Annotated in this window: 26 protein-coding genes; 16 read left to right on the top strand and 10 right to left on the bottom strand. The window is 61.8% G+C overall.

Going from position 1 to position 24,131, the window contains the following annotated elements:
- Together IE166_RS02620 and IE166_RS02615 are read right to left on the bottom strand one after the other, a co-directional pair.
- Entirely contained in the window at nucleotides 1–1,203 is a 1,203-nt protein-coding gene (locus IE166_RS02620) for an AI-2E family transporter (RefSeq protein ID WP_189501469.1), read from the bottom strand.
- Entirely contained in the window at nucleotides 1,175–1,732 is a 558-nt protein-coding gene (locus tag IE166_RS02615) for a CDP-alcohol phosphatidyltransferase family protein (protein ID WP_189501468.1), read from the bottom strand. The genes IE166_RS02620 and IE166_RS02615 overlap by 29 nt, the downstream gene beginning before the upstream one ends.
- A gap of 143 nt (nucleotides 1,733–1,875) precedes the next feature.
- Here IE166_RS02615 and purM point away from each other — a divergent pair, with 143 nt between their 5' ends.
- Both purM and purN read left to right on the top strand, forming a co-directional pair.
- A complete protein-coding gene (gene purM, locus IE166_RS02610) occupies nucleotides 1,876–2,940 on the top strand; it encodes a phosphoribosylformylglycinamidine cyclo-ligase (protein WP_189501467.1) in 1,065 nt (354 codons plus the stop codon).
- Nucleotides 2,937–3,641: a phosphoribosylglycinamide formyltransferase gene (gene purN / locus IE166_RS02605; protein WP_189501466.1), complete on the top strand. Its 705-nt coding sequence runs from the start codon at nucleotides 2,937–2,939 to the stop codon at nucleotides 3,639–3,641. The genes purM and purN overlap by 4 nt, the downstream gene beginning before the upstream one ends.
- Here purN and IE166_RS02600 read toward each other — a convergent pair.
- Complete coding sequence (locus IE166_RS02600; protein WP_189501465.1) at nucleotides 3,591–5,762, bottom strand: molybdopterin oxidoreductase family protein; 2,172 nt, start codon at nucleotides 5,760–5,762, stop codon at nucleotides 3,591–3,593. The two genes, purN and IE166_RS02600, sit on opposite strands and share 51 nt — an antisense overlap.
- Before the next feature lie 67 nt (nucleotides 5,763–5,829).
- Here IE166_RS02600 and IE166_RS02595 point away from each other — a divergent pair, with 67 nt between their 5' ends.
- From IE166_RS02595 to IE166_RS02580, 4 genes are all read left to right on the top strand, one after another.
- A complete protein-coding gene (locus IE166_RS02595; protein WP_189501464.1) occupies nucleotides 5,830–6,684 on the top strand; it encodes a 23S rRNA (adenine(2030)-N(6))-methyltransferase RlmJ in 855 nt (284 codons plus the stop codon).
- A 96-nt stretch (nucleotides 6,685–6,780) separates the two neighbouring features.
- Nucleotides 6,781–7,227 (top strand): hypothetical protein, encoded by a 447-nt coding sequence (locus tag IE166_RS02590; protein WP_189501463.1) that lies wholly within the window; start codon nucleotides 6,781–6,783, stop codon nucleotides 7,225–7,227.
- The gene (locus tag IE166_RS02585; protein WP_244641300.1) at nucleotides 7,209–7,913 is read left to right on the top strand and encodes a ribonuclease T2 family protein; all 705 of its coding nucleotides are present in this window, start codon (nucleotides 7,209–7,211) and stop codon (nucleotides 7,911–7,913) included. The genes IE166_RS02590 and IE166_RS02585 overlap by 19 nt, the downstream gene beginning before the upstream one ends.
- 30 nt (nucleotides 7,914–7,943) lie before the next feature.
- Nucleotides 7,944–8,543: a glutathione S-transferase family protein gene (locus IE166_RS02580; RefSeq protein WP_189501462.1), complete on the top strand. Its 600-nt coding sequence runs from the start codon at nucleotides 7,944–7,946 to the stop codon at nucleotides 8,541–8,543.
- A gap of 73 nt (nucleotides 8,544–8,616) precedes the next feature.
- Here the strand turns inward: IE166_RS02580 and IE166_RS02575 are convergent, their stop codons facing one another.
- On the bottom strand, nucleotides 8,617–9,279 hold the full coding sequence (locus tag IE166_RS02575) for an outer membrane protein (protein WP_189501461.1): 663 nt from the start codon (nucleotides 9,277–9,279) through the stop codon (nucleotides 8,617–8,619).
- Between the two features lie 344 nt (nucleotides 9,280–9,623).
- On the opposite strand from IE166_RS02575, the gene IE166_RS02570 reads away from it, so the two are divergent.
- The 5 genes from IE166_RS02570 to IE166_RS02550 all read left to right on the top strand — a co-directional run bounded on the left by IE166_RS02570 (nucleotide 9,624) and on the right by IE166_RS02550 (nucleotide 13,914).
- Nucleotides 9,624–10,385: an SDR family oxidoreductase gene (locus IE166_RS02570; RefSeq protein ID WP_189501460.1), complete on the top strand. Its 762-nt coding sequence runs from the start codon at nucleotides 9,624–9,626 to the stop codon at nucleotides 10,383–10,385.
- Between the two features lie 56 nt (nucleotides 10,386–10,441).
- Complete coding sequence (gene uvrC, locus IE166_RS02565; protein WP_189503197.1) at nucleotides 10,442–12,448, top strand: excinuclease ABC subunit UvrC; 2,007 nt, start codon at nucleotides 10,442–10,444, stop codon at nucleotides 12,446–12,448.
- A gap of 125 nt (nucleotides 12,449–12,573) precedes the next feature.
- Nucleotides 12,574–13,167: a CDP-diacylglycerol--glycerol-3-phosphate 3-phosphatidyltransferase gene (gene pgsA / locus IE166_RS02560; protein WP_189501459.1), complete on the top strand. Its 594-nt coding sequence runs from the start codon at nucleotides 12,574–12,576 to the stop codon at nucleotides 13,165–13,167.
- Entirely contained in the window at nucleotides 13,124–13,423 is a 300-nt protein-coding gene (moaD, locus tag IE166_RS02555; protein ID WP_189501458.1) for a molybdopterin converting factor subunit 1, read from the top strand. The genes pgsA and moaD overlap by 44 nt, the downstream gene beginning before the upstream one ends.
- A gap of 5 nt (nucleotides 13,424–13,428) precedes the next feature.
- Nucleotides 13,429–13,914 (top strand): molybdenum cofactor biosynthesis protein MoaE, encoded by a 486-nt coding sequence (locus tag IE166_RS02550; RefSeq protein ID WP_385964270.1) that lies wholly within the window; start codon nucleotides 13,429–13,431, stop codon nucleotides 13,912–13,914.
- A gap of 152 nt (nucleotides 13,915–14,066) precedes the next feature.
- On the opposite strand, the gene ndk is transcribed toward IE166_RS02550, so the two are convergent.
- Nucleotides 14,067–14,489 carry a nucleoside-diphosphate kinase gene (gene ndk / locus IE166_RS02545; protein WP_189501457.1) on the bottom strand — a complete coding sequence of 141 codons (423 nt, stop codon included), beginning with the start codon at nucleotides 14,487–14,489 and terminating at the stop codon, nucleotides 14,067–14,069.
- An 83-nt stretch (nucleotides 14,490–14,572) separates the two neighbouring features.
- Nucleotides 14,573–15,265 carry a glutathione S-transferase family protein gene (locus tag IE166_RS02540; RefSeq protein ID WP_189501456.1) on the bottom strand — a complete coding sequence of 231 codons (693 nt, stop codon included), beginning with the start codon at nucleotides 15,263–15,265 and terminating at the stop codon, nucleotides 14,573–14,575.
- Between the two features lie 55 nt (nucleotides 15,266–15,320).
- Between IE166_RS02540 and IE166_RS02535 the strand changes: the two genes are divergently transcribed.
- The 3 genes from IE166_RS02535 to IE166_RS02525 all read left to right on the top strand — a co-directional run bounded on the left by IE166_RS02535 (nucleotide 15,321) and on the right by IE166_RS02525 (nucleotide 18,913).
- Nucleotides 15,321–15,830, top strand: a complete 510-nt coding sequence (locus IE166_RS02535; RefSeq protein ID WP_189501455.1) for a DinB family protein — start codon at nucleotides 15,321–15,323, stop codon at nucleotides 15,828–15,830.
- A gap of 139 nt (nucleotides 15,831–15,969) precedes the next feature.
- Nucleotides 15,970–16,929, top strand: a complete 960-nt coding sequence (locus IE166_RS02530) for a hypothetical protein (RefSeq protein WP_189501454.1) — start codon at nucleotides 15,970–15,972, stop codon at nucleotides 16,927–16,929.
- Between the two features lie 106 nt (nucleotides 16,930–17,035).
- Nucleotides 17,036–18,913: an ABC-F family ATP-binding cassette domain-containing protein gene (locus IE166_RS02525; RefSeq protein WP_189501453.1), complete on the top strand. Its 1,878-nt coding sequence runs from the start codon at nucleotides 17,036–17,038 to the stop codon at nucleotides 18,911–18,913.
- 7 nt (nucleotides 18,914–18,920) lie between these two features.
- On the opposite strand, the gene IE166_RS02520 is transcribed toward IE166_RS02525, so the two are convergent.
- Genes IE166_RS02520 through IE166_RS02505 form a run of 4 tightly spaced genes read right to left on the bottom strand, consistent with a single transcriptional unit; the run spans nucleotide 18,921 to nucleotide 21,473 of the window.
- Nucleotides 18,921–19,202, bottom strand: a complete 282-nt coding sequence (locus tag IE166_RS02520; protein ID WP_189501452.1) for a type II toxin-antitoxin system YafQ family toxin — start codon at nucleotides 19,200–19,202, stop codon at nucleotides 18,921–18,923.
- The gene (locus IE166_RS02515) at nucleotides 19,189–19,452 is read right to left on the bottom strand and encodes a type II toxin-antitoxin system RelB/DinJ family antitoxin (protein WP_189501451.1); all 264 of its coding nucleotides are present in this window, start codon (nucleotides 19,450–19,452) and stop codon (nucleotides 19,189–19,191) included. The genes IE166_RS02520 and IE166_RS02515 overlap by 14 nt, the downstream gene beginning before the upstream one ends.
- 57 nt (nucleotides 19,453–19,509) lie before the next feature.
- Nucleotides 19,510–19,959, bottom strand: coding sequence for a DNA polymerase III subunit chi (locus IE166_RS02510; RefSeq protein WP_189501450.1), 450 nt, complete (start codon nucleotides 19,957–19,959; stop codon nucleotides 19,510–19,512).
- A 17-nt stretch (nucleotides 19,960–19,976) separates the two neighbouring features.
- The gene (locus IE166_RS02505) at nucleotides 19,977–21,473 is read right to left on the bottom strand and encodes a leucyl aminopeptidase (RefSeq protein ID WP_189501449.1); all 1,497 of its coding nucleotides are present in this window, start codon (nucleotides 21,471–21,473) and stop codon (nucleotides 19,977–19,979) included.
- Between the two features lie 367 nt (nucleotides 21,474–21,840).
- On the opposite strand from IE166_RS02505, the gene lptF reads away from it, so the two are divergent.
- Together lptF and lptG are read left to right on the top strand one after the other, a co-directional pair.
- Nucleotides 21,841–23,031, top strand: a complete 1,191-nt coding sequence (gene lptF / locus IE166_RS02500; RefSeq protein ID WP_189501448.1) for an LPS export ABC transporter permease LptF — start codon at nucleotides 21,841–21,843, stop codon at nucleotides 23,029–23,031.
- Nucleotides 23,028–24,116 carry an LPS export ABC transporter permease LptG gene (gene lptG, locus IE166_RS02495; RefSeq protein WP_189501447.1) on the top strand — a complete coding sequence of 363 codons (1,089 nt, stop codon included), beginning with the start codon at nucleotides 23,028–23,030 and terminating at the stop codon, nucleotides 24,114–24,116. The genes lptF and lptG overlap by 4 nt, the downstream gene beginning before the upstream one ends.
- Nucleotides 24,117–24,131 lie beyond the last annotated feature (15 nt).

Raw genomic sequence — 24,131 nt, 5'->3', positions numbered from 1 at the left:
TCAGACGATCACCTGCGCCGTCTTCCCCTTGTAAAGCGGGGAAGCAAGATACCGCGCGACGGCGAAGCGCACGAGAACGCCAACCGCCGCAGCAGCCGGCACGGCGAGCAGCAGGCCGACAAAGCCGAACAAGGAGCCGAAGGCAAACAGTGCAAACATCAGCCAGACCGGATGCAGACCGACGCTCGATCCCACCAGCTTCGGCTGCAGGATGTTGCCCTCGATGAACTGACCGCCGAAGAAGATCGCGGCCACCAGCACCACCATTGGCCAGTCCGGCCAGAACTGAACGCAGGCAACGCCGATGGAGAGAATAAGACCGACAAGCGATCCGACATAGGGGATGAAGCTGATGAGGCCAGCGAAGAGGCCGATCAGCAGGCCGAAGTTCAGCCCGACGACCGTCAGGCCGACCGCATACATGGCGCCCAGGATCAGGCACAGCGTACCCTGCCCGCGCACGAAGCCGGCCGTTGCGCTGTTCACGTCGCGGGCGAGCTGGCGCACGGTCTGGATGTGGTCGCGCGGCACGCAGCGATCGATGCTGGCGATCATCCGGTCCCAATCGAGCAGCATGTAGAAGGCCACAACCGGCGTCACCACGAACAATGCGACGACATCTACGATCGCCTTGCCGGAGTTCCACAGCGATTGCAGCAGCGTGGTGATGAAGCCGGCACCTTGCGTGACAAGCCCGCTCAAGCCGTCGCGCAGTGCTGCCGGCTCCACGCCGAAATTCTCGCGCAGCCATTCGGGATCGAAGTCGGTGATCAGCATCTGCAAGTTGGTGATGTAGCCCGGAACATTGGAAATGAAGTCCGACAGCTGTGAGCTCAGCAGCGGCACGATGATGATCACCACCAGTACCACGGCCAGAAGGAAGCTGATCAGGATCACGATCGTCGCCATCAGACGCGAAAGGCCAAGCCGCTCCAGCCGGTCGGCGACGGGATCAAGGAAATAGGCCAGCGCCATGCCCGCCACGAAAGGCAGCAGGATCGAACTGAAAACAACGAGAAAGGCGATGAAGCCCAGCAGTGCTGCGCCCCAGAAAAGGGCCGTGCGCGCATAGCGCGTGTTCAGGCCGGCAGGCGCGCTTCCGGTGGCCAGAACGAGGTTGTCGGTCTCGATCGCAACGGGCCGTTCGGGAGCGGATGCCTCAGCGGCCTGGCGGTCAGCCGTCGGAAAGATTGGATCTGCCATAACCGCTCATATGCCTCAGCCAGCCCACGAGATAGGCCGCCGCGGAAGCAACGGTCAAGGAGGCGGAGATATATATGAGGACAGTGCGCAAGGCACCAGCGTTCCAGCCCGACGCCAGTTCAGCCAGAACAACGAGGGCAAGCAGGATCTGAAAGGTCGTATTGGCTTTGGACACGAAGAGCGGCTTCATTTCCACGGGATTGCCCATCACGGTCGCCAGCATCACGCCGCCAATGATCAGCGCATCGCGCGAAACGGCCGTCACCACGATCCAGAGCGGCAATTCGCCGAGGAAACCCAGCACCACGAAGACGCAAACGAGAAGCAGCTTGTCGGCGATCGGGTCGAGATAAGCGCCAAGCTCACTGCGCTGATCGAAGGTGCGGGCGATAAAGCCGTCGACGCCATCGGAGATGCCGGCCACCAGGAAGCCGATGAAGGCCCAGCCCATATTGCCGCCAAGCAGCGCCAGCACCACGCAGGGCACCAGGAAGAACCTGATCAGCGTTATGATGTTGGGGATCGTCACTCCGCTACTTTTGTCCTCACCGACTCTCAATTTACCGGCCTCCTAGCACGTTGAAGCCTGTGGTCGAAGAGCGCGTCCAACTTGCGAGCGAAGCTGGTGCATGCGAAGAGCGCAAAAGCCGCGGCAAAACGGAGCGAAAGATCATGACGGGCGAGCAGGACAAGCTCACTTACGCGCAGGCGGGCGTTGATATTGATGCCGGCAATGCGCTCGTCGAGAAGATCAAGCCGATCGTCAAGTCGACGCGCCGCCCAGGTGCCGACGGCGAGATCGGCGGCTTCGGCGGATTGTTCGACTTGAAGGCCGCCGGCTTCACCGATCCCGTGCTGGTTGCCGCCAATGATGGCGTCGGCACCAAGCTGATGGTTGCAATCGAAGCCGGCAAGCATGACACGGTCGGCATCGATCTCGTCGCCATGTGCGTCAACGATCTTGTGGTGCAGGCGGCTGAGCCCCTGTTCTTTCTGGATTACTACGCCACCGGCAAGCTGGAGCCGGAAGAAGGTGCGGCGATTGTTGCCGGCATAGCGGATGGCTGCCGCCAGGCGGGCTGTGCGTTGATCGGCGGTGAAACGGCCGAGATGCCGGGCCTTTACCGCGAAGGCGAATACGATCTCGCGGGCTTTGCCGTCGGTGCAGCCGAGCGTAGTGCGCTTCTGCCCACCAACGACATCGTCGATGGCGACGTCATCCTCGGCCTGTCTTCCTCCGGCGTGCATTCCAACGGCTTCTCGCTGGTGCGCAAGATCGTGGAGCGCAGCGGTCTTTCCTATTCCGATCCCGCCCCGTTCGCCGAAGGCTCGTCGCTCGGCGAAGCGCTGCTGACGCCAACGCGCATCTATGTCCGACCGCTGCTCAACGCGATCCGCAATACCCATGGCATCAAGGCGCTCGCCCACATCACCGGCGGTGGCTTCCCCGACAACATTCCGCGCGTTCTGCCGAAGGATTATTCGGTTGAACTCGACCTCGACACGATCGACGTACCGCCGGTGTTCTCCTGGCTGGCTGAAGTCGGCGGTGTGGAGCCGAACGAGATGCTGCGCACCTTCAACTGCGGCATTGGCATGATCGCGGTGGTGGCAGCCGGTCAGGCCGCACAGGTCGCGGCCGTTCTGCAGCAGGAAGGCGAGACCGTCACGCCGATCGGCCAGATCGTGCTGGCGCGCGAGGAGCGCGTGGTTTATCGCGGCACGCTCTCCCTATGAACGGATCACGAAAGCGCGTCGTCGTCCTGATCTCGGGACGCGGCTCCAACATGCGGGCGCTGATCGAAGCCGCGCGTGACCCGGCCTACCCTGCCGAGATCGTCGGCGTGATTTCCAACCGCGCCAGTGCCGCCGGCCTGGAGTTCGCGGCGCGTGCGGGCATTGCGACGCGCGTCATTACCAAGTCCGATTATCCCGACTCGACAGCGCAGGACGCCGCTCTGGAGCGCGCGCTGGCTGAGTTCGGCGCAGAGCTGATCTGCCTTGCGGGCTATATGCGGCTCCTGACGGAAAGCTTCGTGTCACGCTGGAGCGGGCGGATGATCAATATCCATCCCTCGCTTCTGCCTCTCTTCAAGGGCCTGCACCCGCATCAACAGGCGCTGGACGCCGGCGTTCGCCTGCATGGTTGCAGCGTGCATTTCGTGACTTTCGCCATGGATTCCGGGCCGATCATCGCACAGGCTGCCCTGCCGGTTCTCACCGGCGATGACGAGGATAGATTGTCCGCGCGCACGCTCGCTGCGGAACACAAGCTCTATCCCCATGCCCTCCGGCTTTTGGCCGAAGGCAAGGTGCGCATGGTCGGCGACAGGGCCGTCTTTAGGGTGGCCGAAACCGGCACCGCGTCGATGCTGATTTCGCCGGATCTAGTTGAGCAAGGTCCTGATCTCGAGGCGCTCGCCCGTTCCACGCCCTGATCCATTTCCGGGTACGTTGTCCACCTTGCGCACCCAGACATGGGTGTCATGAACGACAAGCCCGCCATATGGCGGCGGTGAATCGGCGCTGGTCAGCGTGTTGATGCCTTCGCCGTTGAGATGCGCCGAATTCGGCCAAATGCCTTCGGCAATGACCACGCCCGACAGCACGCCGTCGAACAGCTTGACGTGCAGCGCTACCTCGCCGCGATTGTTGCCGATTTCGACAACGTCTCCTTCGCTAAGATCGAGCTTGGCGGCATCCAGCGGGTTCAGCAGCAACTCCGGCCGCCCTTCCCGCTTCAGCGAGCCCGGCGTTTCCGTGAAGCTCGAATTGAGGAAGGAGCGCGCCGGCGACGTCGCCAGACGGAACGGATGTATCTCATCCGCGCCTTCGATCAGGTCGACGTGATCGGGATAGGCCGGCAGGCGCGCGTAGTCGCCCTGCGTGCCCATCGATTTCGGCGGTTTGTTGGGCGCCGGCGTGTTGATCCAGTCCGGCCGGAAGCGGAACTTGCCGTCGGGATGACCGAACCCGTTGACGAAATGCGCGTCTTCGAAGGGCGGCTGCATGTCGACAAAGCGCTTTTCCTGCAACTCAGCGAAGGAGCCGAGCCCGCGCTTGTCCAGCATGATGTCGATGTGCTGCCGAGCCGTGAGGCCGAAACCGGGTTTGTTGGCCACGCCCAGACGCTTGGCCAGTTCCTCGATGACGTAGAGATTGGGTCGGGGTCCAAGCGGCGGCTCGACCAATTTTGGCCCGAGCGTCACATGCTGCTGCCCGCCGCCCTTGTAGATGTCGTCATGCTCCACGAACATGGTGGCCGGCAGCACGACATCGGCGAGCTTCGCAGTGTCGGTCATGAACTGTTCGTGCACGCAGGTGAACAGGTCGTCGCGCAGGAAGCCCTGCTTCACAAGCCGCTGCTCGGGCGTCACATTCGCCGGATTGGTGTTCTGGATCAGCATGGCGGTGACCGGCGGGCCGTCATAAAGCGCCTCACGATCCCCGGTCAGGATGCGCCCGATCTTCGATTGATCGAGATGGCGAATGCCGGAAACGGCCATTTCGCGCCCTTCGATCAGCCTTGTATCGAGCTTGAACACGCCGGAATTGGAGTGGAAGGCACCGCCGCCTTCATAAGCCCAAGCACCCGTCACGGCCGGGATCGAAAGCGCCGCATGCATGTTGACCGCCCCGTTGCGCTGGCGCGAAAAGCCATAACCCAGCCGGAAGAAGGTGCGCTTGGTCGTGCCCACCAGCCGGGCAAAGGTCTCGATTTCCGCGACGCTGAGGCCAGTGATCGCCGCAGCCCATTCGGGCGTGCGTTCCCGCAGATGCGCTTCGAGCCCCGCCGGATCGTCCGTGTATTCAGCGAGAAAAGCGCGGTCCGCCATGCCATCGCGGAAAAGCACATGCATCACAGCACAAGCCAGCGCGCCATCGGTGCCCGGCCGCAGGATGAGGCCGAGATCAGCCTGCTTCATCGTGGCATTGTCGTAAATGTCGATCACGACGATCTTGGCGCCGCGTTCCTTGCGGGCACGGGTGGCATGGGTCATCACATTGACCTGCGTGACTACGGCATTGGTGCCCCAGATCACTACGCAATCCGACTTCGCCATTTCGCGGGGATCGACACCTTGCAAGGCGCCTGCACCCATCATCCAGCCGGTCCAGGCGAGATTGGTGCAAAAGGAATCGAAGGTGTTCGAGTATTTCTTGGCGTGGCGCAGACGGTTGATGCTGTCGCGCTGCACCAACCCCATCGTTCCAGCATAGTAATAAGGCCAGACGGTTTCGCTGCCGTGCTTGGCTTCGGCTGCGATGAACTTCTCGGCGACATGATCGAGCGCGGCGTCCCAGCTCGCTTCCTTCCACGCGCCCTCACCCTTTGCGCCGGCACGGATCAGCGGCTTCAGCAAGCGGTCGGGATGATGCACCCGCTCGGCGTAGCGCGCGACCTTGGCGCAGATGACGCCGGCCGTGTAGCTGTTGTCCTTCGCGCCATAGAAGCGGCCCACCTGGCCGTCGATGATCTCGACATTCAAGGCGCAGGTCGAAGGACAGTCATGCGGGCAGGCCGAATGGCCGATCGTGGTACGGACATGGGTGTTCATGGAAGGCAAACTAGCCGGTTTCGGTTCCGCCGTGTAGAGCTGGGGATGACGAGGACGAACACATCTCATGAACTATCGACACGCTTTCCACGCCGGCAATTTCGCCGATGTCTTCAAGCATGCGGTGCTTGCGCGGCTGATCGAGTATCTGAAGCGCAAGGAAGGCGCTTTCCGCGTGGTGGATACCCATGCAGGCATCGGCCGCTACGACCTGCAAGCCAGCGAAGCGACGCGCACGGGCGAGTGGCAAGGCGGTATCGCGCAGATTGCGGAAGCGCGCTTCAAGCCTGAGGTCGAAGCTTTGCTCGCGCCTTATCGCTCGGCGGTCGATGCACTGAACCCAAATGGCGGGCTACGCTTCTATCCCGGCTCCCCGCTCGTCACGCGCCACCTCCTGCGCAAGCAGGATCGATTGTCCGCACTGGAATTGCATCCTGAGGATGCAGAAACGTTGCGCACTGTCTTTGCGGGGGATCATCAGGCACGCGTTATCGAACTCGACGGTTGGCTCGCCATGGGCGCGCATCTGCCGCCGAAGGAGAAACGTGGTCTGGTGCTGATCGACCCGCCCTTCGAGCAACCGGGTGAGTTCGAGCGGATGGCGGAAGGTCTGGCCATAGCGCATCGGCGTTGGCCGGGTGGGATCTACGCTTTCTGGTATCCGATCAAGGATCTGGCGGCCGTAAACCGCTATCGTGAGAGCCTCGCCGGACTAGGCATTCCGAAGATCCTGGACACTTGGCTGACGATTCGCGGCTCCACGGATGAAGCCGGCTTGATCGGCAGCGGCATGGCGATCATCAACCCGCCCTTCACGCTTGAACAAGAGCTGGCCACGTTGCTGCCGGCGCTGTGCGACTGCCTTGCCGAGGACAAAGGTGCGTCTTCCGGGACACGGTGGCTTGCCCGCGAACGTGTTTGAGCCCATGTGCAACCTGCGCTTGACCTGATCGGCTTGACCGGGCAAGTGCGGTGCAAGACATTGGTTCATCAATTTTCATCATCGCGGAGCTTCATCATGGCGCGTGGTTCGTTTCTCCTCAAGGCAGCGGCTGTCTTGGCAGTCAGCCTGGCGAGCCTGGGCGCGCCGGCCGTGCAGGCTGCCGATTACATCCAAGAAATGCCTGCCGACGCAGGCTTCTGCATGGACACCGGCGTGCTTGGCCGCATCCAGTCCAAGTTCCAGCATCAGGTCACGCACGTACCGAACCTGCCGAATGTCGCGATCACCGACTTCCAGGACATCACGCTGCGCCGTTGGTTGCCAGCCGTTCCGGAAGAGCGTCCGATTGCGCGTCTCTACTGCGGCGCGACGGTGAGCCTGTCGGACGGCCATCAGCGCAAGATCTGGTATCTGGTGGAAGAAGGCATGGGTCTTGCCGGCACCGGCTACAATGTCGAGTTCTGCGTGGACGGCTTCGATCGCTGGAACGTTTATAGCGGTGCTTGCCGTATTCTGCGGTGACCGGCCTGCATTTCGGGCTCTGCCTGGCAGCCACGCTTCTTCTTTCCGCATGCCAGCCGCCTGAATCATCTGGCGAGGCTGACGCCTCCCCTTCTCCGAGTGCCAACGCGATCCCGCAAGGCACCGGCTTCGACTTCTATGTTCTCAGCCTGTCCTGGTCGCCAAGCTACTGCCAGGCAGAAGGCGATCAGGCGAAGCGGCAGCAATGCGGCCGGCGTGATCCGCATGGCTTTGTGGTTCATGGGTTGTGGCCGCAATTCGAGCGCGGCTATCCCGAATCCTGCAAGAGCAGCGAACCGGATCGCGTTCCGGATTCGCTGATCGCCGAGTATCGCGATCTCATCCCCTCCGCCGGCCTGATAGGTCATCAATGGCGCAAGCATGGGTCTTGCAGCGGATTGTCACAAGCCGACTACCTCGCGACCGTTCGGGCGGCTCGCGAAAAGATCAACGTTCCTAATGGTTTGGACGGTGACACGCAGCCTGTGTCTCCCAAGGCGATCGAGGATGCGCTGGCGGCGGCAAACCCCGGCCTGGAAGCACGTGACATGGCGGTGACGTGCAAGGCGGGGCTGATCCGGGAGGTTCGCATCTGCCTCACCAAGGACAATCTGGATTTTCGCGCCTGCCCCGAAATCGATCGGCAAGGCTGCTCGCGACCGGCTTCGATGCCCGAGGCGCGCTGAGTTTTTGTTCAACCGATTGTCGGAGACTGTATGCCTAAGATCCTGTTTTCCAAAGCTTCTCCTTACAGCGCCAAGGTCCGGATGGCGGCGCATCAGGCTGGCATCGCGTTTGAATCGGTTGCCACCGAAACCGGCACACCGCCCGAGTCGCTGTTGGAAGCCAATCCGCTCGGCAAGATCCCGGTCTTCATTCCTGACGAGAGCGGTGCCATCTATGACAGCCGAGTAATCACGCAATATCTGAACCGTGAGAGCAAGGGTTCGCTGTTTCCGCGCAATGGAATCAAGCGCTTAGAAGCGGAACAGATGGAAGCTCTGTGCGATGGGATCTGCGATGCCGCGCTGGCGCATGTTTATGAGCGGCGGATGCGGCCGGAGGAGTTGGTGCACCAGCCCTGGCTCGATCGGCAGTGGGACAAGGCTGAGCGGGCGCTGGATCTTTTGAACGGCCAGACCATCAGCCTGCCGACGAAAGTGCATGCCGGGCATCTCGCATTGCGGGCCACACTTGCCTATCTGGCGCTGCGATTTGAGGGGAAATGGGAGAAAAAAAGGGGAAAATTGACCCGGTGGGCGGACCGTTTCGACCGGAAATTTCCGGAATTGGCGGCTTATTTGCCGAAAAGCTGATCGTTTTTTCCGATTTTTAGGCACAAAAAAGCCGGGCACTGGGCCCGGCTTTCTCGTTGGATGGATGCGAAGCTTAGAACTTCACACCGAGACCGACGGACACCTTGTGGTCCTTGGTGCCAACGTCCTGAGCGAAGCCGCCCGTGTTGAACGTGTCGTCCGACAGGTCGGTGTAGCGGTACTCGACGCGGCCGAAGACCTGGTCGGTCAGCTTGGCATCGACGCCGGCACCGACGGTGTAGCCGAGCAGGGTCTGCTTGTCGTTGCCGAGTTCGTTCGACACTTCGACGCGCTCTGCAGCGCCACCAGCCGTACCATAGATCAGGACGCGATCGGTCGCTGCAACGCCAACGCGAGCGCGGATCGAGCCGTTCAGGCCGCCTTCGACCTTCTGGCCGCCAGCCGAACCGTCAACGCCGCTGTAACCAACGTCGCCTTCAACACCGTAAACGAGGTTGTTGGTCTGCCAGTTGTAACCGGCGAAGCCCGAACCAGCGAAACCGTCGGTGTCAGCTTCCGGACCGACGAGGCCGTTGCTGCGGCCTTCGAAGCCGTAGGAAGCCACGGCACCAGCGTAGGCACCAGCCCACGAAGCAACCGGGAGGGTTTCCATAGCAACCGGTGCCGGCGGCTCTTCCATGATGACGTCAGCTGCCTGGGCGGAAGCGGCAGCGAACAGGGCTGCAGCACCGGCGAGAACCGCAACGGAGCGGCCGTACTTCTTGGTCAGGTTCATTTTCGTACTCCTTGTACACAGGGACCCGCTTGGGACGGATCCAACCACTGTGGGTGTCAAGAGCGACGCTAGAACGCCGTCTGTGCCCTACGAGAATGAAAATGGTCGCGAAATGCGGCTGAACAAGACCCCAAAAACGAAGTTTCCCTGTCAGCAATGTGGCAGAAAAGTGATGTTGCTGCACCGCAACAGACGGGTCAAAAGTTTAATAAAATCTTATGCTTAGGATTTTGCCGGCAAGCATGGTTACCATTTGGTTGAACCGCTGAGAAAGCCTATATTCCGGCTTCGCGTGCGAGTCACGCATGTCGTTTTTCAACCAAGCTCACCAAGGTTCAAGACTCATGACAGCATTGCCCGTTGCCTTGATCACCGGCGGCGCCCGCCGGATCGGCCGAGCAATCGCCCTCGACCTCGCCGCACACGGACATTGCGTCGTCATTCATTGCAATCACTCGCATGAGGACGCTGACGACCTCGTTGCGGAAATCATTAAAAATCACGGCAAGGCCGCAATTGTTCGGGCGGATCTGAGTGACACTGATGCGCTCGATGGACTGGTCGCGGAGGCTGCTCGCTGTTTCGGAGCCCTGGGTCTTCTCATCAACAATGCGTCGATCTTCGAGGAAGACAGCGCGCAGGATTTCGACTGGGATATCTGGGACAAGCATTTTGCCGTTCACGCCAAGGCCCCGGTGCAGCTGGCACGTGCCTTTGCGCGGCAGCTCGGTGCGGATGGTGAGGGCTTGATCGTCAACATCATCGACCAGCGGGTGTGGCGGCCGACGCCGCGCTTCTTTTCTTATACTCTGTCGAAATCCGTTCTCTGGACCGCGACCCAGACGCTGGCGCAGGCCTATGCCCCGCATATCCGGGTCAATGCGATCGGGCCCGGCCCGACCTTGCCGAACAGCCGGCAGGATCAGGCGGACTTTGACGCGCAGGTTGCAGCGCTGATTCTGGAGCGCGGGCCGGATCTCGCCGAGTTCGGCGCAACGATCCGCTATCTCTGGCAAGCACGGTCGGTGACCGGGCAGATGATTGCGCTGGATGGCGGGCAGCATCTTGCCTGGCAGACGCCGGATGTCGCGGGGATTCCGGAATGAGCGCGGGACATCCGAAAGCCGTTTCGCATCAGGCCGGCAGCGATGTTGCCGGCTATATGCCCGGCCGCGACGTCGACGACGAGAGCCTGGTGGATGATGGCGGCAACGAGCCGACCGAAGCTGCCGCCAAGCCGCTGGCCAATATGGACTGGATCGGCACCGGCGGCGATGCAGCCGGTCTGGTCGGCGAAGCCGCGATCCAGATGCTGGTCAAACGCCTGCCGAACGCGCCCGGCGTTTACCGCATGATGAATGCGTCAGGCGACGTGCTTTATGTCGGCAAGGCGCGCAACCTGAAGAAGCGCGTGACGGCTTACGCGCAAGGCCGCTACCACACCAACCGGATCGGCCGGATGGTGCGCGAAACAGCGGCCATGGAATTCGTGATCACGCGAACCGAGATCGAGGCGCTTCTGCTTGAAGCGAATCTGATCAAGCGCTTGCGGCCGCGCTTCAATGTTCTGCTGCGCGACGACAAGTCGTTTCCTTATATCATCCTGACCGGCGATCATCCCGCGCCGGGCATCTTCAAGCATCGCGGCGCGCGCTCGCGCAAAGGCGATTATTTCGGACCCTTCGCCTCGGCCGGGGCGGTGGATCGTACGATTAACGCCCTTCAGCGCGCGTTCCTGCTGCGCACCTGTACCGACTCGACGTTCGAAAGCCGAACGCGGCCCTGTTTGCTGCATCAGATCAAGCGGTGTTCCGGCCCTTGCACGGGCGAGATCGACGAGGCCGGCTACAAGGAGCTGGTATCCGAAGCGAACGGCTTCCTTTCCGGGCGCAGCCAAAGCGTGAAGGCGCAGATCGCGGCGGCGATGCAGGACGCCTCGGCCGATCTCGATTTCGAGCGCGCCGCGATCTATCGCGACCGCTTGAGCGCGCTGAGCCACGTGCAGAGCCATCAGGGAATCAATCCGGCTTCCGTGGAAGAAGCAGACGTGTTCGCCATTCATGGCGAAGGCGGGCAGACCTGTATCGAGGTGTTCTTTTTCCGCACCGGGCAGAACTGGGGCAACCGGGCCTATTTCCCGAAAGCCGACTCTGCCATCGAACTCGGCGAAGTGCTCGGCGCGTTTCTGGCGCAGTTCTATGAGGACAAGCCCTGCCCGCGCATGATCCTCCTTTCGCAGGAAGTGGAAGAACAGCCGCTGCTGGAAGAAGCCCTTTCGACGCTGGCCGGTCGCAAGGTTTCGATCTCCGTGCCGCAACGCGGCGAGAAGAAGGAGTTGGTTCAGCACGCCTTGCAGAATGCGCGTGAAGCGCTTGGCCGGCGACTGGCGGAAACCTCTTCGCAGGCGCGGTTGCTGGAAGGCGTGCAGAGCGTGTTCAAGCTCGAGCGCAAGCCGCGCCGTATCGAGGTCTATGACAACTCGCACATCATGGGCACGAGTGCGGTCGGCGCGATGATCGTGGCAGGGCCGGAAGGCTTCATCAAGAATCAGTATCGCAAGTTCAACATCCGCTCGACCGAGATTACGCCGGGCGACGATTTCGGCATGATGCGTGAAGTGATGGAGCGCCGTTTCGGCCGCTTGATCAAGGAAAACGGCATCCCTGATCGCTCGGTCGCGCCTGATGCGTCTGACGAAGACGAGGCCGTGCCGGCCTGGCCGGACGTGATCCTGATCGATGGCGGCGAAGGGCAGATGACGGCGGTTCGCAAGATTTTGGCCGATCTCGGCATTTCCGAAGCGGTGCATGCGATCGGCGTGGCCAAAGGCATCGACCGTGAGGCCGGACGCGAGCGCTTCGTGATGGAAGGACGACCAAGCTTCACCCTGCCCGTGCGTGATCCCGTGCTTTATTTCCTGCAGCGGCTGCGCGACGAGGCCCATCGCTTTGCCATCGGCGCGCATCGCACGCGACGCAAGAAGGACTTCGTGCGCAATCCGCTGGATGAGGTGGCTGGCATCGGACCGGGCCGCAAGCGGGCGCTTCTGCACCATTTCGGCACCGCAAAGGCAGTCAGCCGCGCGGCAATGGAAGACCTGATGGCGGTGGACGGCATTTCGGAGTCGATTGCCCGCACCGTGTATAATCATTTCCACGAAAAAGGATGAGCGCGGCTGGCCTATTAAAGATCGGGGCAAAGATCGTGGCGAGGCGCTTGCCCCGGCTCTCAATTTGCCGCATTTGAACCGCCAACAATCAAGCTCGCGCTAAAGAAGGCTTCGAGACTCATACCATGGCAAGCCGCCGGGCTTTCAACATTCCGAACCTTCTGACCTACGGCCGCATCCTCTGCGTGCCGCTGATCGTTCTCTGCTTTTTCTTCGAGGGACGTCTGCAATCCAGCGATCTTGCGCGCTGGTCGGCCCTCTTCCTGTTCATTCTGGCGAGCGTGACGGATTACCTTGACGGGTATCTCGCGCGGATCTGGCAGCAGACGTCCAATATCGGCAAGATGCTCGATCCCATCGCCGACAAGCTTCTGGTTTCGGCCTGTCTTCTGCTGCTTGCAGCCGATTCGGACGGCACGATCGCCGGTTGGACCTTGTGGGCCGCGATCATCATCCTGTGCCGCGAAATTCTGGTTTCCGGTCTGCGCGAATATCTTGCAGCACTCAAGGTGAGCGTGCCGGTGACGCAGCTCGCCAAATGGAAAACGACGCTGCAGATGTTTGCCATCGCCTTCCTTCTGGCAGGACCGGCAGGCGACAAGCTCGTTCCCTACACCACCCAGATGGGCATCGTGCTGCTCTGGATTTCCGCAATCGTGACCCTTTATACCGGCTATGACTATTTCCGAGCAGGTGCCAAACACATCATCGACGAGTAGGCCGGTCAAACTGGTTTACTTCGCCTGGGTCCGCGAGCGGATCGGCGTGGCGCAAGAGGAGATGGCAATCCCCTCCTCCGTTGTCACCGTGCGCGACCTTCTTCATTGGCTGAAGGATCGCGGCGAAGGCTATGAGCAGGCGCTGCAGGTCCCCGATGTCATTCGCGTTGCGCTCGACCACGAACATGCCGACCATGACGAGCCGATCGGCAACGCACGCGAGATCGGGCTGTTTCCGCCCATGACCGGAGGCTGATCGTTATGGCGATCAAGCCCGTCATTCGCGTTCAAAGGGACGATTTCGACATTGCCCGCGAGATCGCGCTCGCCACAGCCGGGCATCCCGGGATCGGCGCGGTTGTGACCTTCTCCGGCATCTGCCGTGATGATGGCGGGTCGTTGGCAGCGCTAGAGCTCGAGCATTATCCCGGCATGGCGGAACGGGCGATCAACGAGATTGCGCTTCAGGCTGCGGAGCGGTGGCCGTTGCAGGCGATAACCGCCATCCATCGCTATGGCCGCGTTGAACCGGGCGAAAACATCGTGCTGGTGTTGGCGGCCTCAGCGCATCGGCAGGCTGCGTTTGATGGCGCGGCGTTCCTGATGGACTTTCTGAAATCCAAGGCGCCGTTCTGGAAAAAGCTGATTGCGGCCGATGGCAGCGATGGCGGCTGGGTGGACGCCAAGGAGAGTGATGACGAGGCCTTGCAGCGCTGGTCGGCTGCGGAAGGTTTCGAGCGCTCATGAAAAAGCCCGGCGCTAGAGCATTTTGGGCGACATAAGTGTCGCCGAAGACGCTCTAGCTCTTTGTTTAGACGCAATTTCCGGACGCAAAACCGCTTCGCACTTTTGCTGGAATTGCTCTAGGCTGGGCTTTCTTGTTTCCGGTCAGCAGATAATCAGCCGACGACTTCGGTCTGCGAGAACCAGTAGGCGATCTCGATCGCAGCGGTTTCCGGGGCGTCCGAGCCGTGAACCGAGTTTTCGCCGATCGACAGTGCATGCACCTTGCGGATCGTGCCTTCGTCGGCGTTGGCCGGGTTGGTGGCGCCCATGATTTCGCGGTTCTTCAGGATGGCGTTTTCGCCTTCCAGAACCTGAACCACCGTCGGACCAGCCGACATGGATTCAACCAGCTCGCCGAAGAACGGACGATCCTTGTGCACGGCGTAGAAGCCTTCGGCTTCGCGGCGGCTCATCCAGACGCGGCGCGATGCGACAACGCGCAGGCCGGCATCTTCCAGCATCTTGGTGATCGCGCCGGTGAGGTTGCGCTTGGTCGCATCCGGCTTGATCATCGAAAAAGTACGCTCTACCGCCATGGTCCTGTTGTCCTGTGCTTGGGGGTTCGGGAGGTGGGCGTCCTATACAGAGCGCCCTCCCTGTTGCCAAGCCTTGGCGCGACTCAGGCTGCGGCGGGCACGCTGGCGCCGAGGCCTTCGTGCAACTGAAGGCAGCGCTGGAACCAGGCGTCGACCGGATCATCGCCGGCAAGGAACCCGTAGGGCGAGATGACTCGCGCCCATTGCAGCGCGCCGAACACGATGTAATCGCAGAACAAGGGCGTGGCGCCGCCGATAAAGGGCTGGTCGCCCAGCATGGTGCGCAGCGGTGCGAGATTGGCGCGGAAGGTTTCGAGCCGGTTGTCGCGGCCAACGGGCACTTCTTCCAGAGGCTTGTTGAAACGGGCTTCGCGGGTCTTGCGGAAGTGCGCCTGATCAACGGGTTTCAAGCGCTCGTAGATGTCCATCAGGGCCGACGTCGCAATGAAAGGATGCACGGTGAGGAACGACCAGCGCTCGATGAAGCGCGCCATCGCCTCGCCACCCTCGCCGCCGAACAAAGTGGGACGATGGGGATAGGTGTGTTCGAGATAAAGCGCGATGGCGAAGCTATCCGACACGATCGTGTCGCCGTCGCGGATCACTGGGATGATCTTTGAGGCGCCCTCTTCCACCGCAGGAATTGCGGTGAAGGGCGTGGGGATGGTCTCGAAAGACAGGCCCTTGTGCGCCAGCGCCATCTTCACCTTCCAGCAATGCGGGCTGAAAGGACGGGAATGATCCTTGCCGACGAGATCATAAAGCTTAATGGACAAGGCATCACCTCCGGGACTCAAAGCGCCCCGCAACGCTGCATCAGAAAGGCGAGCGATGAAACAGGAATTCCAGATGTTCGCTGCATATAACAGCTGGGCGAACCGGGCGATCTATGATGCAGCTGCGGCCTTGTCCGACGACGAGTTCACGCGCGACACCGGCGTGTTCTTTCGTTCGCTGTGCGGCACGCTGAACCACATCCTGGTGGCCGACCGCATCTGGCTGAAGCGGTTTACGGGACGCGGCGAAGCGCCTAGCGCGCTCAACACGATCATCCATCCGAACTTCGCGCCGCTGCGAATCGCGCGCGACAGCGAGGACAAGCGGATCTCGGACTGGATCAACGGTCTGGACGAAGCGGATTTTGCGGGGCGCTTTTCTTATACGACCGTGAGCGACATGCGCACCATCAGCCAGCGGCTGGCGCCGGCGCTATACCACTTCTTCAATCACCAGACACATCATCGCGGCCAGGCGAGCGCCGTTCTGACCATGCTCGGCCAGCCTGCGCCTAATCTCGACCTCATCAGCTTCCAGCGCGGCGAAGGGCGACCCTTTGCTTGAGCACCATCAGTAAAGCTGCAAGTCGTCGTTAAGGTGTACGTAAAGCATGCTTACAGGAGCCGTGAAACGTTTCCTGTACCCGCGCGTCTTTGCTTTCGAGGTCGGACAGACCGGCCAAGCAAATTCAAAGGAACGGGAAATGGCTATGCGTACGAAGACTTTCGCTTCCTCCGTTTTCGGTGGACTTTTGTTGATCTCGGCTGCTTATCCCGCAGCCGCCCTCGATGTCGGCGCAAGCGTCGGCGGCGTGGGTGTTGGCGCCTCGGTGGGCGGTGACGGCATCGGTGCTGGCGCATCCGTCGGCGGCGCCGGTGGGATCGGTGCAGGCGCTGGTATTGGCGGCAATGGCAGCGGCGGCGTCGGTGCTGGTGCAGGCGCATCGGTCGGTGGCGCAGGCGGCGTCGGTGCAGGTGCTGGTGCGTCTGTCGGTGGTGGCGGCGGTGTTGGTGCCGGTGCCGGCGCATCGGTTGGCGGCGGTGGCGGCATCGGTGCCGGCGCGGGCGCTGGGATCGGTGGCGGGCGCGGTGGTAACGGCGGTGGCATCGGTGCAGGCGTCGGCGCATCCGCTGGTGGCCGTGATGGCATTGGTGCTGGCGCAGGCGTCGGAATTGGCGGTGGACGCGGCGTGAATGCCGGCCTCGGCGCTTCGGTCGGTGGCCGTGATGGCGTCAATGCCGGTGCTGCGGCATCGCTCGGTGGCGGTCGGGGTGTGAATGCCGGTGTCGGCGCATCACTGGGTGGTCGTAATGGCGTGAACGCCAACGTCAATGTTCGTACCGGTGGCCGCAATGGCGGCACCGGCGGAGACGATGGCTTCGGCGGCAATGGGACCGGCGGCACGCCGGGCGCCGGTACGACGCCCGGCGGCGGTATCAGCAACCCGGTGAACGCCAACCGTCCGGGCGTTGGCAATCCTTACGCACCGCCGACGCAAACCGCGACCTCGTCAACGACCACAAGCAGAACGGTTGGTGCGCCTCGTGTGGGCACCACAGCTGTCAACGGTCGTGTTCTGAACCGCAAGAAAAAGCTCTGTCTGGATGTGCAGGCTAACAGTTCAGAATATTCTGCCGAAACGGTTGACGCCTGCGGCCGGTAATTAACTGGATCCTCCCAGATGCAACGGCCCGCTTCGGCGGGCCGTTTTGCGTTTTCGGCTCCAGCCTGCGCTTGCGCCAAGGCGTGCTAGCAGGCAAAAGCCGGACATGCTTATCATCAATGATCTTTCCTTGCGTATTGCCGGCCGGCTTCTGCTGGATCACGCCTCCCTCACTTTGCCGGCGGGAACCAAGGCCGGCCTTGTCGGGCGCAACGGCACGGGCAAGACCACGCTGTTCAAGGCGATCACCGGCGATCTCGCGAGCGAAACCGGTTCGGTCAGCCTGCCGAAGGGCTTGAAGCTTGGCCAGGTGGCGCAGGAAGCGCCGGGCACCGAAGAAGCGTTGATCGAGATCGTGCTGAAGGCCGACAAGGAACGGCTGTCTTTGCTCGAAGAGGCAGAGACTGCGACCGATCCCGAGCGCATCGCGGATATCCAGATCCGCCTCGCCGACATCGACGCGCATTCGGCGGAAGCGCGCGCTTCGACCATCCTCGCCGGCCTTGGCTTCGATCTTGAAGCGCAGCAGCGCCCCGCCTCCTCCTTTTCCGGCGGCTGGCGCATGCGTGTGGCACTGGCAGCCGTGCTGTTTTCGCAGCCAGACCTGCTGTTGCTCGACGAACCGACCAACTATCTCGATCTCGAAGGCACGCTGTGGCTGGAGAACTATGTCTCCAAATATCCGCATACGGTGCTGCTGATCAGCCATGATCGCGATCTGCTCAACCGCGCCGTCAACTCGATCGTCCATCTCGACCAGAAGAAGCTGACGCTCTGGCGCGGCGGCTATGACCAGTTCGAGCGCCAGCGCGGCGAACAGGCCGCCTTGCAGGAGAAGGGGCGCGTCAAGCAGGAAGCGGCGCGCAAGCATATGGAAGACTTCGTGGCGCGCTTCCGCGCCAAGGCTTCCAAGGCGCGCCAGGCGCAATCCCGCCTGAAAGCGCTGGAAAAGATGAAGCCGATCTCGGCGGTGATCGAGGACAATGTCGCGCCGTTCAACTTCCCAGAGCCGGTCAAGACGGTGGCCTCGCCGATCATCACCATGCAACAGGGAACGGTCGGCTATGCGGAAGGCAAGCCGATCCTGAAGAACCTGACGCTGCGCATCGATGCGGACGACCGCATCGCTTTGCTCGGCGCCAACGGCAACGGCAAGTCGACCTTCGCGAAGCTCCTGTCCAGCCGCCTGCCCTTGCAGTCCGGCTCGATAACGGTTGCGCCGCAGCTGAAGGTCTCGATCTTCGCGCAACACCAGCTGGACGATCTGCGCCCGGAAGAAAACGCCATCGAGCATGTGCGCCGCATGATGCCGGACGCGCCGGAGTCAAAGGTACGCGGCCGCGTTGCGCAGTTCGGGCTGCCAACGGAAAAGATGAACACGCCGGCGAAGGATCTGTCGGGCGGCGAAAAAGCGCGCCTGCTGATGGGGCTGGCCGTGTTCGACGGGCCGAACCTCTTCATCCTCGACGAGCCGACCAACCATCTGGACATCGACAGCCGTGCCGCGCTGATCGAGGCGCTCAACGACTTTTCCGGCGCCGTCATCATCATCAGCCACGACCGCCATCTGTTGGAAGCGACGGCGGATCGACTTTGGCTGGTGAAGGACGGCACGGTTGCGCCTTATGACGGCGATCTGGCCGATTATCGCCAACTGGTGACCGGCAGCACCGGCGACCGCAAGGAGAAGCGCGAGGCCGATAAGGCGAACAAGGCCGACAAGCGGCGCGAAGCTGCGGCACGACGCGCCGCGCTGGAGCCGCTCGCCAAGGAGATCAAGGCGACGGAAGCCCTGATGGAACGGACACGCAAGCGCATCAACGGCATCGAGGAACAGCTCGCCGATCCTCGCCTGTACGACAAGGATCCCGGCGCCGTGACGCAGCTGTCGAAGGAACGCTCACAGCTGGAGTCGACGCTCGCGGTGAACGAGGAGAAGTGGCTGAACTTGTCGAGCCAATATGAAGAGGGTTTGGTGGAGTAGTTCGCTATCAAAAACCGAGTTCTGAGTGCGATCCCAGTCGCACGAGCCGTAGCGTATGCTCATCTGGCTTCTGATAGATCAGGACCAGGTCAGGGCGTATGTGACAGTCGCGGAAATCTTTCCATGAACCCGTTAGCGCGTGGTCGCGGTGACGGGGTTCGAGCAGACTGTCATAGGCCAAGGCGGTAAGAACCAGCGTGAGATCCGCATCAAGGCTCGCGCCATAACGACCCTTTGCTTCGCGCTTGTAATCGCGTTTAAACTGACTGGTGCGTTCAATCGTCCGCATGCAGTTCGTTTAGCAAAGCCTGCACGCTCTGGAAGCTTGGAAGATCGCCATTTTTGGCTTCTTCCATCGCAGCCAGCGAATTCTCGTTGGGAGCAAGTAGCTCGATCGGAAGGCTCTTTTCTTGCGCAACATGAGCAAGAAGCCGCCTGACCGCGTCCGGCAAGGTAAGGCCCTGCTTCTCCAGCGCGACCGCAGCTTCCGCTTCAATCGCCGGATCTGCTATTTCTTTTAACAGCTGTTCTGCAGACATTCCGCACTCCTTGCCTGTCAGAACATTGATAGGCCCGAACGTAGCACTTTACCAGTTCTAAGCCTTCCGCTCCCACCTTCGCTCCGGCGTTTGCTGCCAGTAGGTTGCCTGGTGTCCGGCTGATTTGACCTCGCGCCAGTGGCGGCGGGCGGTTTCGAGTTGGTGGGCGTCGTGGCCGTCGAACAGGAAGACGGCGCGTTCGTAAGCGTCGATTGCGGGTGGTTCGGCGGCGTCGACCATGAAGCGGATCTTGGCTTCGTTGGCGTTGTCCTGGCTGGTTGTCAGCAGGATGGGCTGCTCGGCTGCGTGCAGATCGCGGTCGATGCCGTGGCCGAGGAAGGAGTCATCGCGGAAGGTCCAGAGATGGGCGTCGAGCGCATCGCGGCGTTCTTCGCTGCCGGACTGCACCACTACGCGCCAGCCGCGCGCGACTGAACGCTCGAGGAGGGCTGGAAGCGCCTCCTCGAGCGTCGATTCGGTCAGGTGGTAGAACAGGACCTCAGTCATTTCAGGCGAAGGCCCGCTCAGGCCTCGTAGTTGTCGCGCACCAGACGGTCGAGCAGGCGCACGCCGAAGCCGGACGCCCAGGACTGGCTGATGTCGGTTGCCGGCGAGCCCATCGCGGTGCCGGCAATATCGAGATGCGCCCAGGGCGTGTCGCCAACGAAGCGCTGCAGGAACTGCGCCGCCGTGATCGCGCCGCCGAAGCGGCCCCCGATGTTCTTCATGTCGGCATTCTTGCTGTCGATCAGCTTGTCGTATTCCGGTCCCAGCGGCATGCGCCAGAGCTTCTCGGCGGTGGCCAGACCGGCGGCGGTCAGGCGCTCCGACAATTCGTCATTGTTGGAGAACAGGCCGGCATGGTGCTGGCCGAGCGCCACCATGATCGCACCGGTCAGTGTTGCCAGATTGACCATGAAGCGCGGCTTGTAGGTTTCCTTGGCATACCACAGCGCATCGCACAGAACGAGACGGCCTTCCGCATCGGTGTTCAGCACTTCGATGGTCTGGCCGGACATGGAGGTGACGATGTCGCCCGGGCGCTGGGCATTGCCGTCCAGCATGTTCTCGACGAGGCCGACGATGCCGATGACGTTTGCCTTGGACTTGCGGGCAGCGAGCGCATGCATGAGGCCGGTGACGGCAGCGGCACCGCCCATATCGCCCTTCATGTCTTCCATGCCGGCAGCAGGCTTGATGGAGATGCCACCGGAATCAAAGGTCACGCCCTTGCCGATGAAAGCAACGGGCTGCTCGCCTTCCGCACCGCCATTCCAGCGCATGATGGCAAGACGTGGCGGGCGAACGGAGCCCTGAGCCACGCCGAGCAGCGCGCCCATGCCGAGCTTGGTCATTTCCGTTTCGGTGAGGATCTCGACTTCGACGCCGACTTCGCTGAGCGCCTGGATCTTGTCGGCGAACTCGACAGGGCCCAGCAGGTTGGCGGGCTCATTAACGAGGTCGCGCGCAAGAATCACGCCATCGGCGACGGCCTGCGCCGATGTGAAGGCTTGTTCCGCAGCCGCCGGATCGGCGCAATGGATGGTGATCGTGGCAGCTTTGTCGGCCGGCTTGCTTTCAGCGTCGTCCGTCTTCTTCGTCTTGTACTTGTCGAAGGTGTAGGAGCGCAGCAGCACGCCCTGCGCCAGACCGGCGATGTCCGCTGCCGAGACGGAAGCGTCCGGCAGATCGGCAATCACGACGATTTCCGTGGCGCGGCGTGCTGCAGCCATTGCAACGCCGCCGATGCGCGACCAGGCGATTTCATCGAGCTTGTCGGTCTTGCCGGCGCCGATCGCCACCAGCCGGTCCACCGAAGCGCCTTCAGGCGCAATGACCTCGACGGTGCTGGCCAGCTTGCCTTCGAATTCGGCGATCTTTGCCGCGCGCGTCAACACACCGGAGGGATCGCACGACTTCGCGGCTTCGGAGAAGGTTGCGCCCTCGCCTGCCAGCACGAGCACGGTGCCGGTTTGCGGACAATCGAGGGGAGCGAAGCGGATAGTGGGACGAAGCGCCATGAGGAGGTCCTGCAAGTTGGTCCGCCTGAGCGGAAAAAGCATCCCCAGTCAGTGACACCCCGGCGCGGCAGTTTCAAGAGCGTGACTTTTCAGCATCGCATTGCGCGCAACCGCCATGCGGCGCTGTGACTTCAGCGTGGCCTTCCTTCCCCAACGTTCAGTCAGAATATCCAGCGTTTTCGGGCTCAACACTTCGTTAACCACCCTTCTTCGCCATTCCTTAGCCATTAGCGCTGCTTCTATGACTGCTGGACAACCCGTCCGGGGCGGTTAAACACTCCGGCTCAGGGCGAGGTCAACTGATTGGGTGCAGCAGATGCGTGGGGGCGCGCCATCTGCTGTCGTGGTTTAGGACGAACACGACGGAATGAAAGTCGTAGAGCGCTACATCTTGCGGCGTGCGTTTGGCGTGTTCGCTTCAGCGCTGTTCTGGACGCTTGCCATGGTCTGGGTGAGCCAGGTTCTGGCGCGCATCAACCTTGTGACCGACAGCGGCCAGTCAGCCTTCACCTTTTTCCAGGTGGCGACGATGATGCTGCCTTCGGTGGTGCCAATCGTCGTGCCGTTCGCCCTCATCATCGGCATTACGCAGACGCTGAGCGCAATGAACCAGGATTCGGAGCTGGTCGTGCTGAGCGCCGCCGGCTCCTCGCGCCGCACCATCATTCGCCCGATCATTCTGATGGCGCTGCTGGCCAGCGTTTTCGTTTTCATTGTCGACAACGGCCTCAACCCTCTGGCGCGCGAGCGCTTCCGGGTGCTGCTCGCCAGCGCCAATGCCGATCTGATTTCCAGCGTGATCCAGGAAGGCTCGTTCCGGCGCGTGGAAGACGGGCTCTACGTGCAGATTTCGCAGCGGCTGCCGGACGGGCGGCTGGGCGGCATTTTCGTGGCCGATTCGCGCGATCCGAAGACCGAGCTGAACTATTACGCCAAGACCGGCGTGATCCTGGACAAACCCGGCGAAAACGTCCTCCTTATGCAGGAAGGCATCATCAGCCGGAAAGCGCCCGAGCGCCCGGCTTCGCTGATCCGCTTTGACTCCTACGGCTTCGACCTGTCGGCTTTCGCGCCTTCCGAAAAGGCGCCGGTGATGTTCCCGAAGGACCGGCCGCTGTCTTATCTGCTCGATCCCGATCCGAACGATACGGTGCTGATCGAGCGTCCGGACTACTACAAGACCGAGCTCAACAACCGATTCACGGAATGGCTGTATCCGCTTGTTTTCGCACTGATTGCAATCGCGTCGGCCGGTGATGCGCGCTCGCATCGCGAAGCACGGCTGCATCCGATGGCGACCGCGATCTTCATTGCCCTGTTCGTGCGCTGGGCTGGCTTTACCGTCGCGAACAGTGCGGAAGGCAGCATGCTGTTCTCGGTTCTGATGTATGTCGTTCCGCTTGGTGCCGCGGCGGTGGCGATCGGCTTCATTCGTGCCAACAAGACGCTGGAACTGCCGGTCTCGTGGGTCGAATCGCTGTTGCAGCGCTTTGAGGGCCTGCGGGCCATGATCAGCCGTTCGCGCTTCGGCAATGCCCAGCCGGGAGGCCGCGCATGATCGGCTTCACGCTCGGACGCTATTTCTTTCTGCGCTACGTGACGATCACCGCGTGGTTCTTCGTAGGCGTTTTCGCGCTGGTTTTTCTTGTCGACTTCACGCAGTTCCAAGACGTCGTATCCGGCTCATCCAGCTACTCCTTCACCGGAGCGCTCGCAGTGTCCGCCCTGCGCGTGCCTATGGTGATGCAGCAGACGGTGCCGTTCATCGGGCTGTTTTCGGCGATGTTCACGCTGATCTCGCTGAACCGCAAATATGAGCTGGTGATTGCGCGTTCGGCCGGCATTTCGGCCTGGCAGTTTCTGACGCCGGTGGCGATCGGCGCATTCGTGTTCGGCCTGTTCACGATCATCCTGCTCAATCCGCTGGCGGCCTATGGCTTTGCGCAGTCGCAAGGGATCGAAACCAGCCTCCGCGCTGGCGACACCAAACGCAGCACGGCGTTTGAAGAGCCCTGGCTGCGCCAGAGCTTCGACGGTGTGGACACGATCATCGGTGCGCGCGCCGTGCTGAACGATGGGCTTGAACTGAATGGCGCAAGCTTCTTCCGCTTCGATGCGGATGGCGGTTTTAGCGATCGTCTGGATGCCGAGCGCGCTTATCTGCGCGAAGGCTATTGGGAGTTGCAGGGCATCGAAAGCTTTGCCGATGGCCAGCGCATCGTTTCAACCGAATCGGTTCACATCCCAACCGGTCTGACACCGGAACTGGTGGCGCAGCGCGTGGCGCGGCCTGAAACCGTTCCCTTCTTCGAACTGCCGGGCAAGATCAGCGTAGCGCGGACCTTTGGTCTGCGCGCCGACGCCTTTGCCATGCAGTTTCATTCCTTGGTGGCGCTGCCGCTGTTGCTCGTGGCGATGACGCTGATTGCGGCAACAGTGTCGATGCGCTTTGCACGTATGGGACAATCCGAGATCATGATTCTGGGTGGCATCCTTGCCGGCTTTCTGCTTTATGTCGTATCGGTCCTGGTCAAGGCGTTCGGGAGCGCGGGGATCGTTCCCCCCGTCATCGCGGCTTGGGTACCCGTTGTAGTTGCGATGTTTTTCGGGGTGACTTTCTTGCTGCATCGAGAGGACGGCTAGTGCGGGGCGCGACCG

Source organism: Tianweitania populi, from assembly GCF_014652875.1.
Lineage (GTDB): Bacteria > Pseudomonadota > Alphaproteobacteria > Rhizobiales > Rhizobiaceae > Tianweitania > Tianweitania populi.
The sequence above is the reverse complement of the archived record's forward strand: the minus strand, read 5'-3'. Positions and strand labels throughout refer to the sequence as shown.